Here is a 14,295-nt window from a genome sequence, read left to right as displayed (position 1 = left end):
CATCATTGAACTCAACACACTTCAACCGCCACATTCGAGTACATTTTCAAGGTTGACGACCCCGAACCGGCAGCTCAGTCTGCCGGTTCACTTTTTTACCGCGCAGGTGAATCGATGCCCTTTTTCACGGTGGACGGACAAGCACTTCATTACATTGATCAAGGCACAGGCCCCGCCGTGTTGCTGGCCGGCAGCTATTTGTGGGACCAGGCCATGTGGGCGCCGCAGATCGCCGCGTTATCGCCGCACTATCGAGTGATTGCGCTGGATCTGTGGGGCCATGGCGAATCCGGGCGGCTGCCCGATGGCACTCAGTCGCTGGATGACATTGCCCGTCAGGCGCAGGCGTTGCTCGATCATCTGGGCATCGACAAGGTCACGCTGGTCGGGCTGTCGGTGGGTGGCATGTGGGGCGTGCGTCTGGCGCTGTCGGCACCGCAGCGGCTCAAGGGGCTGGTGCTGATGGACACTTACGTTGGCGTCGAACCCGAACCCACCCGTCAGTACTACTTCTCGCTGTTTAAACAGATCGAGGAAACCGGGGAAATCTCTGAACAGTTGCTCGACATCGTCGTGCCGATCTTCTTCCGGCCGGGCATTGATCCGCAGTCGGCGTTGTATCAGGGTTTTCGCGCAAAACTCGCGGCTTACACCGCTGACCGGCTACGCGAAAGCATCGTGCCGATGGGGCGCATCACCTTTGGTCGTGATGACCTGTTGCCGCGTTTGGGTGAGCTGAATGCAGCGACCACACTGGTGCTGTGCGGCGATCAGGACAAACCACGGCCACCGTCGGAAGCGCAGGAAATGGCAGAGCTGATTGGTTGCCCGTGGGTACTGGTGCCAGAGGCTGGGCATATCTCCAATCTGGAGAATCCGGCGTTTGTGACTCAAGTGCTGTTCAACTTCCTGAGTGAGCGCAACGGTTAGACCGCGTCATCGTTCTTCGCGAGCGAGCCCGCGCCCACAGAAGGATGGCATTCCACTGTGGGAGCGGGCTCGTTTGCGAAGGGGCAGTAGCCTCAACAATGTCCAGTGTTATTTAGGCCCAAGAATCTTCGCCAACTTGTCCGGCGTCGGCGCGCCTTGTTGCTGTTGCAGTTCGCCCTTGTCGTCCATATAGAAAATCGCTGGCGTGGCTTGCAGGTCCAGGTCTTCCATCAACTGCATGTTTGCCGCCAGTTTGGTCTGCACCGCCGCCGGGATGTCTTTCAACGCCTTGAGCGAACTGCCCTTGCCTGCCTTTTCGTGGTCTTGCAGGGCCTTTGCCGGATCCTTGGCGGCCAGCAGCGCAGCAGATTTACCCGGGCTGTCTTCGCGAATGATCCCGACCATGATGTGCCGTAATTGCACCTTGCCGGAGTTGACCCACGGCCGTGCCTGTTCCCAGAACATGTTGCAATACGGGCAGTTCGGGTCGCTGAACAGGTACACCGTGCGGGGTGCATCCTTGTTGCCGTCCTGAATCCAGTTGCTCGCTTCAAACTTGGCCCAGACTTCCTTGGCCATCGGCGCGTAGACCAGTTTTTGCAGCGGTTCGCTGCTCAGGTCCTTGCCGTCGGCGTCGTACAGGTTGCCCAGCAAAACGTGTTGACCGTCCGGGGTCAGGTACAGCGCCATGCCACGGTTCTGGTATTGCGCGGCATAACCACGCAAGCCGTCCGGGGCGTCGAACTGGCCGACGATTTTTGCGCCTTTGGCTTCGATCTTTTTGATCGCGGCCGGTAACTCTTCAGCGGCCTGAACGGACGGCAGGTGGAGCAGGGCTGTGCCCAGGGTCAGCGTCAGCAGGTGGCGGAGGCGGTGCATGGCAGTTTCCTTGCAGAGGTGGCCGGGCCTGTGGCTCGGTTCGGGGCGTCGAAGTTTTCCAGGGCGCGGGCCAGACTGGCGTTGGACAGTTCGCCCAGATGACTGGCCAACAGCCGGCCGTCAGGGCTATAGAACAGGGTAGTGGGTAATGCCATGGAACCCACGGCCTGACCCAGGCGGCCGCCACGGTCGAACAACACGTTGCTCAGGCTCAGACCCTGGGTTTCGAGAAACGTCGCCACGCTCTGCATGCTTTCGGCCTGATTGACGAACAGGAAGGTCAAATCGGGGCGTTGCTGTTGGGCACTTTCCAGTACCGGCATCTCCCGCCGGCAGGGCGGGCACCAGGTCGCCCACAGGTTGATCACCAGTGGCCCGCCCTGATAGTCGCTGAGTTTGATGGTCTCCCCGGCCGCGTTGCGCAGAGAGATGTCCGGCAAGCGGGTACCTTGTTCGTAGATATTCAACGACAAGGTCGCCAGCAGCCAGAAGGCCACGCCGCTGGCGACGCCGAACCCCAGCGGTCGACGCGCCCCCGGGCGACGCCAGCCACGATACAGCGCCGCCAACAGCAATACGATCACCCCCGGCCAGGCAAGAAAACCACCATCGCGCAGGTCGATGATCTGCCACGGATCATTGCGATAGTGGCTCCAGTACATGGCGACAAATGCGATGCGGGCCGCGAGTATGCCGAGCAGAAACAGGCAGAACAACGCTGACTCGGGGTTATCGCCACCACGCTTGGCCACCCGCCAGCCAACAAAGGTTGCCAGTGCCAATGCACTGATCAGCAGCAGGTGATTAAGCGCGATGGCAAACGTGCCGAGGGTGAAGGTCAGCATCAGTTGGCGTCCCGGGTGGCGGTCCAGCGTTGCAGGAACGTATCGGCATCGACTTCACCGGTAATGCGCTGGCTACGGCGTTCCTCGCCGTCGGCGCCGATCCACACGAAGCTGGGTGGTCCCGGTACTTTGTAGCGACCGAGCAGTTCACGGCTGGCGGCGTTGTCGGCGGTGACATCCAGTCGCAGCAGGCGCACATCGCTCAGTGCCTGCATCACCTTGTCCTTGCCGAACACCTGCTTTTCCATGACTTTGCACGACACGCACCAGTCGGCGTAGTAATCGAGCAGCACCCACTGGCCCTGGGCCTTGGCGGTATCCAGTTCGCGTTGCAGTGCCGCCGGATCCTTGAGAGTGGTGAACGCGTCATGGCCACTCGTTGCGGCGTTGGTGACACGGCCGGCGCTGTAGACCTGCAACGGCTGGTACGGATCGTCGCTGCCGCCAGCGGCGCCGATCACCAGCAAACTGCCCCACAACCCGAGCAGCAAGGACGTGGCACCGAACATCTGGGCAACCCGGCCATAACCGTCGGATTGTTTCCAGGCGCTATAAGCGGCGATCAACAACAGGGCACCGCACAAACCCTGCCACAAAGACGGATCCAGCACCGGGCGCAACATCAACAATGCGGTGGCGAGGAACAGGAAGCCGAACACGCCTTTGAGCAGGTTCATCCAGTCACCGGGTTTTGGCAGGAAGCGATTGCCGACCGTCACCAGCAGCAACAGCGGTACGCCAATGCCGATCCCCAGCGCGAACAGAATCAGACCGCCATGCAGGGCGTTACCGCTCTGTGCGATGTACAGCAGCGCACCGGCCAGTGGCGCGGTCATGCAGGGGCCCACCAGCAAACCGGACAGCGCGCCGAGTACACCCGCGCCAATCAGGCTGCCACCGGTGCGGCTGCGCGAAGCGTGTTCCAGTCGGTCCCGCAGCGCGACCGGCAATTGCAGTTCAAAGAAACCGAACATCGGCAATGCCAGCACCACGAACACGGCGGCGAAGGCACCCAGCAGCCAAGGATTTTGCAACCAGGCCTGCAGGTTCGCCCCCAGCAGTGCGGCGATCACGCCCATCGCGGCATACACCAGTGCCATGCAGATCACATAACTGCTGGCCAGCGCGAAACCGCGACGTGGCGTCGCGCCACTGCCGACAATCATCCCGGCCAGGATGGGCAGCATCGGCAATGTGCAAGGGGTGAACGCCAATAGCAGGCCAAGGCCGAAAAACACCAGCAGGCTCCAGCCCAGCGCCCGTTGTTGCAGGCTGCTGGCCAGGGCTTGATCCGGTGCCTCGGCGCTCGCATTGGTTTGCGCTTCGCCCCCGAGGTCGATGACCCGGGTTTGCGGCGGATAACACAAGCCCGCATCGGCACAGCCCTGGTAGCTGACTTTGATTTGACCGGTGGCCGCCGCAGGAATTTTTACCTCCAGCCCTTGGCGATACACCGGTTGTTCACCGAAAAACTCGTCGCTGTGGGATTCGCCCTCGGGCAGTGCCGGCTGCTGTTCGGCCGTCAGCCCGTCGAATTTCAGGCGTTTCTGGTACAGGTAGTAGCCGTCTGTAATTTGCCAGAATAGCTGGGTTTCACCGGATTCCAGGCGTTCGGACGTGAGCGCGAACGCCTGGTCGACCGGTAGAAACTCGGGTTTTGTTTCAAATGGATTGTTTCCTGCCTGGGCCAGACTCGAAATCAGAAGCGCAAACAGTAGAAAGAAATGACGCATGTAGGAGCCTTGTCCCTGTGCAAGTGAAGCGCAGAATGGGCGGTGGCGATTAACCGATGATTAACCGCGCCCTGTGAAGCCTCTTGGCGAGTCAGTCACGCAACAGTCCTGGCCAGGTACCGTCATTGACCGACATTGGGCCGTACGTTAGTGAATTGTCCATGTCGTATCTCAGGTACTCGTGGTTGGTCAGGAAAATGTAAAGCACTGAGCTGTCCGATGTACGATCATTTTGTGCAACGGAAATCATTCGATGTTTATAGCGCGACAAGCCCGGCCAATTATTCTCGTTGATCGTTCTGTGACTGATCGTGTCGCGTGCCAGGTTTAAGCTGAGGGTAGTGCCATCGCTTAACAGAAACCGGAAATATTTGTCTTTTGCGAGAATCGGCCACCAGGTACCTCCGATAATTCGCTCAAAGTACGGTTTCAGGCGGTGCCACATTGAATGTTCGAGGAGCTGGTGGCCCATGACTTTGTCGGTATCCTGGTTGTACCACGTCACCACCGGAGTTTTATCCTGATAAGAGAACAACCACAGAATATCGCGGTCATCGAAGAATACTTTCTCCCGAGGGATTCCGGTTGTAGTGAAGCCGAAACGCAGGTTTTTTACGTCATTGAGAGTGTCCCAGCGACCCTTGACAGGTGTGGGGTAACCCTCCGGTACTTCATTGTCACCAATGTTGAAGCGTGAGTAGGTGTTGGTGTCTTTGAAGAAAAAATAAATCCGGTCTTCTCCTGCGCGCCAGTCCACAGCGACAAAATTTTTTAATTCAGGCATGTCTGATTCCATTCATATAAAAGCGGTAAGTTTGCTGCTTTAAGGTTTGTTTGTACGGCGGCTGTCACACAATGGCTCAGTCGCGCAGCAGCCCCGGCCAATTGGTTTCATTGATGTTGTGCGGGCCGGATACGAGCCGGTCTGTCAGTATGTTGTAAACAAGGTATTGGTTGCCGGTCAGGAAGATATACCAATAGCTGTCTGCGAAAGTCCGATCATTTTGTGCGCCGGTGATGATCCGGTTTTTATAAGGAACAAGGGCGCCCAGCCTATGCTGGCCCAACGTATTGCGGGTCAGTGTTTTTGCTCTGAAGTCGAACGTCAGGTAATGCCCGTCATTGAGGATGAATCTGAACAGGAAAGAATGGCCCGTAATCTCTGCCCATGTACCGGTAATGATCTTGTCAAAGTAAGGAAGTATCGGCTTCCAGAGCGTGTCGGCCAATTTGTAAATGCCCGATACTTTGTCTTCGTCCTGGTTGTACTTGCAGACTGTCGGCGTGTCGCCGTTGTAGAAGAACAGCCAGGCGATATCTTCGTCGCTGCCGGCGTTAAACCCCAGTGACGTGGTGGTGAAGCCGAAGCGCAAGTGTTTGGTGTACGGGTCGAACTTGTCCCAGCTGCCTTTAGTGGGGCCGGGATAGCCGTCCGGCACTTGTCGGTCGCCGATATCGAATCGAGAATAGGTGTCGGTGTCTTTGAAAAAGAAGTAAATGCGATCGGGGCCAGAGCGCCAGTCGACGGCGACGAAGTTTTTTAATTGACGCATGTTTTAAGTCCATTTAATCAGGGTTGTTTTTGTGAGGCGTGTTCAAACTATCTGGAAAAGTTATTTGTATGTAGTGAAAAGGTGTGGTTTTTTATTTCTGGAAGCGCTGGATGGACATGATCTAGCGCAACATCCGACTATTGGAGTGGGCGATCACAGGGCGCTGGCCCGCTCGATTGTTCGCTGTGCTTTGCGTCACACTCGGGGATCGCCATAATTGCCGCTTAATCCTCACTTGCTTCACTCACGTCTTTTGCTCAGGGAGCTGCCATGCACGTACTGGTTTGTGAAGACGATGAGTTGATCGCCAGCGGTATCGTCGCCGGTCTCACTGCCCAGGGCTTGACTGTGGAGCACGTCAACACCGCGTCCAAGGCGCGGGCGATACTCAAGGTCGCCGAGTTTGACGTGATGGTGCTTGATCTCGGCCTGCCCGACGAAGATGGCCTCAAACTGTTGCAGCAGCTACGCCAACAAGGCCTGGAGATTCCCGTGCTGATTCTGACTGCACGCGATTCGGTCACCGACCGCGTCAACGGCTTGCAGGCCGGCGCTGACGATTACTTGCTCAAACCGTTTGATCTGCGTGAGCTTTTTGCGCGTCTGCAAACCCTGCTGCGTCGAGTGGCCGGGCGCAGCGTCAACCTGATTGAACACGGTGCGCTGACCTACGACCCGAGCAGCCGTGAAACCACCCTGGCCGGGCAGCCGGTGGATTTGTCGCGACGCGAACAATCGCTGCTGCAAGCCCTCCTGCACAACCGGGGCCGAGTGCTTTCCACCGAACAATTGAAAGACAGCGTCTACGGTTTCAATGATGAGCTGGAAAGCAACGCGCTGAACGTGCATATCCATCACCTGCGCAGCAAACTGGGCAAAGGCATTGTCGAGACTGTGCGAGGGCTGGGCTATCGCCTCGGGCCGGCCGATGGTGGAGATCAGAACAAGTGATGAGTCTGCGATTGCGCCTGAGCCTGACCCTCGGCGCTGCGTTTGCGCTGATCTGGGCGCTGGCAGCGGCGTGGATGCTCAGCGATCTGCGCAATCAGATGATGTTTTCCCTCGATCAGCGTCTGGTGGCTTCAGCACGCATGGTTGCCGGGCTGCTGGAGCAACTGCCGGCCTTGCCGAGCAAAGGTGAGGGCACTCATTTCAGTGCCGAGCAACTGAACATTCCCGGCGGCATGGCCTGTCAGGTCAGTTCGCTGCGCGGGGAGATTCTCGCCCGCAGTCACAACCATCCTGAACAAGCGCTGGAGGCCGAGAAAATGGGCTTCCACGACCAGATGATCGACGGCGCGCCGTGGCGCAGTTTCACCCTCGCCCGGGGCGATGTGCGGATCACCACGGCGGACCGGCAGATTGAACGCGAAGCCCTGAACATGTCGATCCTGCTGGCGGCGTCGGTGCCGGTGGGGGTGGCGTTACTCGGATGTCTGTGCCTGCTGTGGCTGGGGATCGGCCAAGGGCTGGCGCCGCTCAACCGTCTGCGCGAAGCTTTGATGCGGCGTAATGCCGATTCGCTTGAGCCGTTGCAGTTGCAGTCGTTTCCCAGCGAACTGAAGCCTTTGCTCGACACCCAGAATCAGTTGTTCCAGCGCATCGGCAAGACCATCGAACGTGAACGTCGCCTGACCGGTGACGCCGCCCACGAACTGCGCAGCCCGCTGACGGCGATCAAGACGCACCTGCAAGTGGCACGCATGACCGACGGCAGTGCCCGCGATCAGTCGCTGGCACGGGCCGAGGAGGGCGCCGACCGTCTGCATCGCACGCTTGAGCAGTTGCTGTTGCTGGCGCGGGTTGAGGGCAGTCTCTCGTTTGATGACGGTTCGCAATGCAGCGCCGAACAAGTGGCCAGACTCGCCATTCAGGACGCCACGGGTGGTGAACGTCAGCGGATCGAATTGCAGGTGCCGGCCAATCTCTCGGCAGCGCCATTGCAAATGCCAGCGGTGCTGTCGATTGCCGCGCTGCGCAATTTGCTCGACAACGCCCTGCGCCACACGCCCGAGGACTGTGCGGTCGAGGTGAGCCTGGAAACCATCGGCAACCGCGTACGCTTTGTCGTGCGTGACCACGGCCCCGGCATTGCGCAGGACGATCTGCAGCATCTGACCCAGCGCTTCTGGCGCAATGGCCAGAGCACGGGCTGCGGCCTGGGCCTGGCGATTGTTCAGGCAATCGTCCAGCGTTGCGACTGCGCGCTGCATTTCGACAGCCGCCCGGACGGGTTGCGGGTTGAACTGACCATGCCGTTGCAACCGGCCTGAATCCAGCATGAATCCCACAAAGGATCAGTGTTTTGGCTCATCAAATGTAACTTCTCGGCGTTCGCTATCCGGCTGGCTTGGGGTTAAGGTCACCCAAGCTTTGACTCAATGGATTGAGGGAACTGCGCCATGGAAGCACCCATCTGCATTCGTCCGGCCATTCTGGCCGACGTCGGAATCATCAGCCGTATCATCGAACATTCGATCCGTTTCGGTTGTGCGCTCGATCATCGCAATGACCCGCTGCTCGTCAGTGGCTGGACCCGACAGCATAGCGCTGACGCCATCAGTGCCCGGCTCGCCGATCCGCACTTCTACTTGAGTATCGCTTTGCAGGCGGACAAGCCGGTCGGTGTCGGCATGGCCCGGGTCAGCGGCGACATTGTGTTCTGCTATGTACAGCCGCAATCCTTTCGCCGTGGCGTGGGGCGGGCGCTGATGAATGATCTTGAAGGCTGGTTGCGGGTTCGGGGGGCGCTTCACGCCCACCTCAACAGCACTTGCACCGGTGAAGCCTTTTATCGTCATCTGGGGTATCACGAATCCGAACCATCCCTGGCACACCAAGGCTTGCAGGTCCTGCCCATGTACAAGCCGTTGCCGTTGACCGGATGACGAGTCGATCAAGGGCCTAAATCCTCACCTCGCTTAAGCGTTTCCAGAACAGGAAAACCTGCAAGTACGCGCCGTGACTGGAATGCGTAATTGTCGGGTGTGCTGTTTTGGTCGCTATCCATAGCCAATTGAGGGGTCGAGAGATGTCAGTCGCCACCAGCCTTATCGAAGCGTCGTCGGCCCGGGTCATCTCGGCGCCAGCGGAAACCCTGTATCAGTTCAATGAATCGCCATTGCTGGCCCGTCAGGCCCGGCAGGAATCCAATGCCCGCAGCTATCCACGCCGCATTCCGCTGGCACTCAAGCGCGCCAGGGGCTTGTATGTCGAAGACGTCGAGGGGCGTACTTTCATCGACTGCCTGGCCGGTGCCGGCACGTTGGCGCTGGGGCATAACCATCCGGTGGTGATCGAGGCGATCCAGCAGGTGCTGGCCGATGAATTGCCGCTGCATACGCTGGACCTGACCACCCCGGTCAAGGATCAGTTTGTCCAGGATCTGTTCGGCCTGCTGCCCTCGGCGCTGGCGGCGCAAGCGAAAATCCAGTTCTGCGGCCCGACCGGCACTGATGCAGTGGAAGCGGCGTTGAAACTGGTGCGCACCGCCACCGGGCGCAGTACGGTGCTGTCGTTCTCCGGCGGTTATCACGGCATGAGCCAGGGGGCATTGAGCCTGATGGGCAGCCTGGGGCCGAAAAAACCGCTGGGGGCTTTGCTCAGCAGCGGCGTGCAGTTCATGCCATTCCCGTATGACTACCGTTGCCCGTTTGGCCTCGGTGGCGCGGCGGGGGTGAAGGCAAACCTGAGCTATCTGGAAAACCTGCTGAACGATCCTGAAGCGGGCGTGCAATTGCCTGCGGCGGTGATCGTCGAGGCGGTGCAGGGCGAGGGCGGTGTGATCCCCGCCGATATCGAATGGCTGCGCGGTTTGCGCAGGATCACCGAGAAGGCTGGTGTGGCGCTGATTGTCGATGAGATCCAGAGCGGTTTCGCCCGTACCGGCAAGATGTTCGCCTTTGAACACGCCGGCATCACCCCGGACGTGGTGGTGCTGTCCAAAGCCATCGGCGGCAGTCTGCCGCTGGCGGTGGTGGTCTATCGCGACTGGCTCGACACCTGGCAACCGGGCGCCCACGCCGGTACCTTCCGGGGCAATCAGATGGCGATGGCTGCAGGCTCTGCGGTCATGCGGTATCTGGTCGAACACAAGGTGTGCGAACACGCCGCCGCCATGGGCGCGCGCTTGAGTGAGCACCTGCGCATCCTGCAACGGGATTTCCCGCAACTGGGCGATGTTCGTGGTCGCGGTTTGATGCTTGGTGTCGAGTTGGTCGATCCGAATGGCGCCCCGGATGCGCTCGGCCATCCACCGTCGTTTGCGCGACTGGCGCCACTGGTGCAGCGCGAATGCCTCAAGCGTGGCTTGATTCTGGAACTGGGTGGCCGTCATGGCGCGGTGGTGCGTTTCCTGCCGCCGTTGGTGATCACCGCTGCCGAGATCGACCGTGTTGCCGAGATTTTCGGTCGCGCCCTGGGCGCGGCCATCGCGGCACTCTAAATTTCTCACCACGCCGAACGTTCTTTCTACATACCCGGCTGCACCCTTCGAGCAGCCCACCCTCACAACGATGGAGAATCAGCATGACGTCAGTATTCGACCGCGAGGACATCCTCTTTCAGGTCGTGGTCAACCACGAAGAGCAGTACTCGATCTGGCCGGATTACAAAGCCGTGCCAGAGGGTTGGCGCACCGTGGGCAAGAGCGGCTTGAAGAAGGAATGCCTGGCCTACATCGAGGAAGTCTGGACTGACATGCGTCCGCTGAGCCTGCGCCAGAAGATGGAAGGTCTGACAGCCGCTCAATAAGCGGCCAGGCAAAAAAAGAAACCCGCTGGACTGGATGCAGTCAGCGGGTTTTGTCATTTCCGGGATTTGATCATGCAGAGCGTTAATGCGCTGTAACTGCACTCAACCCCTTGAGCAACTCGTCGACATTGCCTTCCAGTTCAACCACCGGGTCCGCCGCATCTGTACTCAACACCAACAGCCGACTACCCGATTCAGCAATCGCCGCTTTTACCGCCTCCGACGGCTGTCGATGGTGCAACACCAGCGCCACCTCATTGTCTTTTAGCGTCGCCGTCAGTTGCTTCAGATCTTCAGGTGCCCAGTCAGCATCAGGGCGTGGGTCCTGACCGATCAGCTCCAGGTTCAGGCTGCCGATCAGATACCCGAAGTGATCGCTCAAGCTCATCACACTCAGATTATCGGTACTGGCCAGACGCGCTTCGCTGTCGGCGCTGAGCTTGAGCAAGCGCTGTTTCAACGCCGCCAGATTCGCCTCGATCCTCGGCTTGGCGGTCGGTGCCAAACGCACCAGATCGGCGGCCATCACGTCGGCCATGCGTCCCATGTTGTTACTCGCCAGCCATGGCTGACTGTTCAAACCATCGACCTTCAACCCCGGTTGCACAGCGATGCCGGGCAGGGCGCCGTCGACCGGACGGGCAGCATCGACTTCAACGATACGGATGTTGCTGCGGCGGGCGATCGGGTACAGCGGATCATCGGCCCACAGCGAGCGCACACCGATCACCGCATCGGCGCCGGTTGCCAGTTTGCTCAACGCCGGCGCGCCGCGCCCGGTGAAGTAGGCGGTCTGGCGACTGCCCGGCAGGTTGGCCGGTGCCGCACGTTCCAGGCTGACGTCGGTGCCTTTGAGCAGCACCTCGCCCAGGCCATAGGTGATTGGCAGCGAGGCGAGCACTCGCAGGGTTTTGGCGCTTTCGGCGGCCATCAAAGGCGTTGCGACCACGCCGCACAGGGCCATGGCCAACGTCAGGTTGCGCAATGAAAAAGCCATTTATCCAAGGTTCCCTTTCAGACTGGGGATGACACCGCGCGCGATGGCGGCGAGGGCGAAGGCGATGCCGGCGACCAGAATGATCGCGGCGCCGGACGGAATCGGCAGATCAAACACGATCGGCGCGAGAATTCCGCACAGGGTGCTGACGGTGGCAATCAATACCGAACACCCGAAAAAGCCCTTGAGCGACTGGCTGAGCAAACGCGCCGCCGCCGCCGGAATCACCAGCAGGGCGCCCACCAGAATTGCGCCGATGACTTTCACGGCCGCGACGGTGATCAGTGTCACCAGAATCACGAACAGGTAATCCAGAGTCTTTACGGCCACGCCGCGCACGGCGGCCAGTTGCGGGTTGAAACTGGCGAGCATGATGCGGTTGTACAGCGGCAGGGCCAGCGCCATGACCAGCGAACCGACGATGGCCAGCACTGCAAGATCGTTGCCGTTGACGGTCAGCACCGAACCGAACAGCACGTTCTCCAGAATGTGCACGTTGATCTTGCCCGCCAGAATCAGCAGCAGACTCGCGCCCAATGCCAGCGATACTGACAGGAACACGCCGATCAGGGTGTCGGGTGCCAGGCCGGTGCGGTTGCGCAGGTAATTGAGCAGGATGCCGAACAGCAGGCAGTAACCGAACAGGCTGCCGTAAGGTCCGGTGTAGGGTTCGCCGAGCAGGATGCCGATGGCCACGCCGGTCAGCGCCGCATGGCCCACCGCCTCCGAGAAAAACGCGAAGCGCTTGACCACCACCAGCGTGCCGAGGCCACCGAGTACCGGGCCGATCAACAGACCGGCAAGCAATGCATTGACCACAAAACCATAGGCCAGCGCTTCGGGCAGGTAACCGGAGGAGGCCCAGCCCTGGACCATCAGACGAAAGGCTTCATAACTCATCAGGCAACGCTCCGTGGATGGGTCGAAAACAAACTCAGCAGGCGTTCCGGAGTCAATGCCTGTTGCGGTGTGGCGTCGAACAGCACGCGACGGTTGAGACCGGTGACGCGATCGGCCAGACGCCCGACCGCGTCCAGATCATGTTCGATCCACAGCACGGTGATGCCCGCTGCGCGCCAGTCGCCGAGCAGGCGTTCGAATACCTGGATCCCGGCTTCGTCCAGAGCCGACATGGGTTCGTCGAGCACCAGCAGTTGCGGCGCCGGGATCAGCCCTTGCGCGAGGAGCACTCGCTGACGTTCACCGCCGGACAGCGCGCCCATGCGGCGTTTGCGTTTGTCCTGCATGCCGACGCGCTCCAGTGCCGCACCGATGGCGCCGGCGTAGCGCTTGCTCAATCCGAGAAACGCCGGCCGGCGCTGGCACATGGCGGCCATGAAATCGTCGACTGTCATCGGCAAACCGCGATCGAATTCCAGCGCCTGCGGGACGTAGCCGATGGTGCCGGGCATGCCGGGCCATTGCAGGCTCAACTGCCCCTGATGCGGCATTTGCCCCAGCAACGTCTTGATCAGCGAGCTCTTGCCACCCCCGTTGGGGCCGACCAGTGCATGCACGCTGCCGGGCTGTACCTCAAAGGTTACGTTGTCGAGAATCGTGGTGCGCCCCAGCGTCAGACTGACTTCGGCAAAATCCAGCGTCGGCCCCGAAACCTGCGCGAGCAAGCTCGCTCTCACAGCGGATCTGGATGCGTCAGAAAGGGTTTGTTTTACCGTCATGCGCCGGACTCCTGAATCGCCCGAACCACGGTGTTGAGGTTGCCGGTCATTTCCTTTTCGTACTTGTCTGCCGCGTATTCACCGTAAGAAATGTGCGACAGCGGGTACAGCTTCACGCCTGACTCACGCTCAATGGTGTCGACATACGTGGATGGGAAGTCCATTTCCGAAAAAATCACTTTTACGTCCAGTTCGCGCAACTGGTCGATGGTCTTTTTCAACTGGCTCGGGCTCGGTTCAATACCGTGGGCCGGTTCAACCACCGCGGTCACTTCCAGGCCGAATTCGCGCAGCAGGTAGTCATAAGCGGCGTGAACCGTGGCGACGCGCAATTGGGCGTTGGGTGCCTGGGTCAGTTTGGCGAGCGCATCGGCACGCATCTGCCGCAGGCGTTTGCCGTAGGCGCGGGCATTTTGGGTGTAGGTCTTGGCGTTGTCCGGATCGAGTTTGCCCAGCTCGCGAGCGATGTTGTTGACCTGCGCGATAGAGGCGCTGATCGACAGGAACGTATGCGGATTCACGACTTTGCCGGCACCGCGTGCGGCGACCCCGGTGGCGGCCAGCAGCGGCACGTTTTCGTTGGCTTCGATGGTGTTGACGTTTGGCGTTTCGCTGGCCGCGATCATGCGGTCGGCGAAATCATCATGGCCGACACCGTTGAGCACGATCACATCCAGACCGCTGATGCGTTTGATGTCCTCGGCCCGGGGTTCGTAGGCGTGCGGATTGAAACCCGCAGGAATCAGCGGCACGACCTCAGCCTTGTCGCCGACGATGTTCGCCACATAGCTGTAATAAGGATGCAAGGTGATGCCGATACGCAGGCGTTTGGCCGGATCGGCGCTCGCTAGCGGGCTCAGCAGGCAGGCGCAAAGGCCCGCTAGAAACAAACGTAACAACGGACGGCGAGGCGATGAAATAGACATG

At 59.9% G+C, this 14,295-nt stretch carries 15 protein-coding genes; 6 read left to right on the top strand and 9 right to left on the bottom strand.

The window, feature by feature from the left end:
* Positions 1–114 precede the first annotated feature (114 nt).
* Positions 115–930: an alpha/beta fold hydrolase gene (locus AACY18_RS09990; RefSeq protein ID WP_339431239.1), complete on the top strand. Its 816-nt coding sequence runs from the start codon at positions 115–117 to the stop codon at positions 928–930.
* 108 nt (positions 931–1,038) lie between these two features.
* On the opposite strand, the gene dsbG is transcribed toward AACY18_RS09990, so the two are convergent.
* From dsbG to AACY18_RS09965, 5 genes are all read right to left on the bottom strand, one after another.
* Positions 1,039–1,809 (bottom strand): thiol:disulfide interchange protein DsbG, encoded by a 771-nt coding sequence (dsbG, locus tag AACY18_RS09985; protein WP_221729151.1) that lies wholly within the window; start codon positions 1,807–1,809, stop codon positions 1,039–1,041.
* Positions 1,785–2,654, bottom strand: a complete 870-nt coding sequence (locus AACY18_RS09980) for a TlpA disulfide reductase family protein (RefSeq protein WP_339431240.1) — start codon at positions 2,652–2,654, stop codon at positions 1,785–1,787. Before AACY18_RS09980 ends, dsbG begins: the two co-directional genes overlap by 25 nt.
* Positions 2,654–4,387, bottom strand: a complete 1,734-nt coding sequence (gene dsbD / locus AACY18_RS09975) for a protein-disulfide reductase DsbD (RefSeq protein ID WP_339464779.1) — start codon at positions 4,385–4,387, stop codon at positions 2,654–2,656. Before dsbD ends, AACY18_RS09980 begins: the two co-directional genes overlap by 1 nt.
* A gap of 91 nt (positions 4,388–4,478) precedes the next feature.
* On the bottom strand, positions 4,479–5,171 hold the full coding sequence (locus AACY18_RS09970; RefSeq protein ID WP_339431242.1) for a hypothetical protein: 693 nt from the start codon (positions 5,169–5,171) through the stop codon (positions 4,479–4,481).
* 76 nt (positions 5,172–5,247) lie between these two features.
* Positions 5,248–5,940 carry a hypothetical protein gene (locus AACY18_RS09965; protein ID WP_339464778.1) on the bottom strand — a complete coding sequence of 231 codons (693 nt, stop codon included), beginning with the start codon at positions 5,938–5,940 and terminating at the stop codon, positions 5,248–5,250.
* A gap of 270 nt (positions 5,941–6,210) precedes the next feature.
* On the opposite strand from AACY18_RS09965, the gene AACY18_RS09960 reads away from it, so the two are divergent.
* The 5 genes from AACY18_RS09960 (at position 6,211) to AACY18_RS09940 (ending at position 10,692) form a co-directional block, all read left to right on the top strand.
* Positions 6,211–6,891, top strand: coding sequence for a response regulator (locus AACY18_RS09960; RefSeq protein WP_221729146.1), 681 nt, complete (start codon positions 6,211–6,213; stop codon positions 6,889–6,891).
* Complete coding sequence (locus tag AACY18_RS09955) at positions 6,891–8,213, top strand: ATP-binding protein (protein WP_339431244.1); 1,323 nt, start codon at positions 6,891–6,893, stop codon at positions 8,211–8,213. The genes AACY18_RS09960 and AACY18_RS09955 overlap by 1 nt, the downstream gene beginning before the upstream one ends.
* A 129-nt stretch (positions 8,214–8,342) precedes the next feature.
* Complete coding sequence (locus AACY18_RS09950; RefSeq protein ID WP_339431245.1) at positions 8,343–8,828, top strand: GNAT family N-acetyltransferase; 486 nt, start codon at positions 8,343–8,345, stop codon at positions 8,826–8,828.
* 143 nt (positions 8,829–8,971) lie between these two features.
* Positions 8,972–10,384: an aspartate aminotransferase family protein gene (locus tag AACY18_RS09945; RefSeq protein ID WP_339464776.1), complete on the top strand. Its 1,413-nt coding sequence runs from the start codon at positions 8,972–8,974 to the stop codon at positions 10,382–10,384.
* An 83-nt stretch (positions 10,385–10,467) separates the two neighbouring features.
* Positions 10,468–10,692, top strand: a complete 225-nt coding sequence (locus tag AACY18_RS09940) for an MbtH family protein (protein WP_221729142.1) — start codon at positions 10,468–10,470, stop codon at positions 10,690–10,692.
* Between the two features lie 82 nt (positions 10,693–10,774).
* Here the strand turns inward: AACY18_RS09940 and AACY18_RS09935 are convergent, their stop codons facing one another.
* The 4 genes from AACY18_RS09935 to AACY18_RS09920 are packed head-to-tail and all read right to left on the bottom strand — an operon-like array spanning position 10,775 to position 14,294.
* Positions 10,775–11,689, bottom strand: a complete 915-nt coding sequence (locus AACY18_RS09935; RefSeq protein WP_339464775.1) for a metal ABC transporter substrate-binding protein — start codon at positions 11,687–11,689, stop codon at positions 10,775–10,777.
* Positions 11,690–12,589, bottom strand: coding sequence for a metal ABC transporter permease (locus AACY18_RS09930; RefSeq protein ID WP_339431248.1), 900 nt, complete (start codon positions 12,587–12,589; stop codon positions 11,690–11,692).
* Positions 12,589–13,368: a metal ABC transporter ATP-binding protein gene (locus AACY18_RS09925; RefSeq protein WP_339431249.1), complete on the bottom strand. Its 780-nt coding sequence runs from the start codon at positions 13,366–13,368 to the stop codon at positions 12,589–12,591. Before AACY18_RS09925 ends, AACY18_RS09930 begins: the two co-directional genes overlap by 1 nt.
* Positions 13,365–14,294 carry a metal ABC transporter substrate-binding protein gene (locus tag AACY18_RS09920; protein ID WP_339431250.1) on the bottom strand — a complete coding sequence of 310 codons (930 nt, stop codon included), beginning with the start codon at positions 14,292–14,294 and terminating at the stop codon, positions 13,365–13,367. The genes AACY18_RS09925 and AACY18_RS09920 overlap by 4 nt, the downstream gene beginning before the upstream one ends.
* Position 14,295 lies beyond the last annotated feature (1 nt).

The organism is Pseudomonas sp. EA_65y_Pfl2_P74, assembly GCF_963970575.1.
GTDB lineage: Bacteria > Pseudomonadota > Gammaproteobacteria > Pseudomonadales > Pseudomonadaceae > Aquipseudomonas > Aquipseudomonas baetica_A.
Note: the sequence above shows the minus strand (reverse complement) of the source record. Positions and strands in the feature narration are given on the sequence as shown.

Bases quoted from the DNA above. Each gene is read 5' to 3' on its own strand.
- AACY18_RS09960 (WP_221729146.1), top strand. From the start codon at position 6,211: ATGCACGTACTGGTTTGTGAAGACGATGAGTTGATCGCCAGCGGTATC.
- AACY18_RS09970 (WP_339431242.1), bottom strand. From the start codon at position 5,171: ATGCCTGAATTAAAAAATTTTGTCGCTGTGGACTGGCGCGCAGGAGAA.
- AACY18_RS09990 (WP_339431239.1), top strand. From the start codon at position 115: ATGCCCTTTTTCACGGTGGACGGACAAGCACTTCATTACATTGATCAA.
- AACY18_RS09935 (WP_339464775.1), bottom strand. From the start codon at position 11,689: ATGGCTTTTTCATTGCGCAACCTGACGTTGGCCATGGCCCTGTGCGGC.
- dsbG (WP_221729151.1), bottom strand. From the start codon at position 1,809: ATGCACCGCCTCCGCCACCTGCTGACGCTGACCCTGGGCACAGCCCTG.
- AACY18_RS09965 (WP_339464778.1), bottom strand. From the start codon at position 5,940: ATGCGTCAATTAAAAAACTTCGTCGCCGTCGACTGGCGCTCTGGCCCC.
- AACY18_RS09940 (WP_221729142.1), top strand. From the start codon at position 10,468: ATGACGTCAGTATTCGACCGCGAGGACATCCTCTTTCAGGTCGTGGTC.
- AACY18_RS09955 (WP_339431244.1), top strand. From the start codon at position 6,891: ATGAGTCTGCGATTGCGCCTGAGCCTGACCCTCGGCGCTGCGTTTGCG.
- AACY18_RS09930 (WP_339431248.1), bottom strand. From the start codon at position 12,589: ATGAGTTATGAAGCCTTTCGTCTGATGGTCCAGGGCTGGGCCTCCTCC.
- AACY18_RS09925 (WP_339431249.1), bottom strand. From the start codon at position 13,368: ATGACGGTAAAACAAACCCTTTCTGACGCATCCAGATCCGCTGTGAGA.
- AACY18_RS09945 (WP_339464776.1), top strand. From the start codon at position 8,972: ATGTCAGTCGCCACCAGCCTTATCGAAGCGTCGTCGGCCCGGGTCATC.
- AACY18_RS09980 (WP_339431240.1), bottom strand. From the start codon at position 2,654: ATGCTGACCTTCACCCTCGGCACGTTTGCCATCGCGCTTAATCACCTG.
- dsbD (WP_339464779.1), bottom strand. From the start codon at position 4,387: ATGCGTCATTTCTTTCTACTGTTTGCGCTTCTGATTTCGAGTCTGGCC.
- AACY18_RS09920 (WP_339431250.1), bottom strand. From the start codon at position 14,294: ATGTCTATTTCATCGCCTCGCCGTCCGTTGTTACGTTTGTTTCTAGCG.
- AACY18_RS09950 (WP_339431245.1), top strand. From the start codon at position 8,343: ATGGAAGCACCCATCTGCATTCGTCCGGCCATTCTGGCCGACGTCGGA.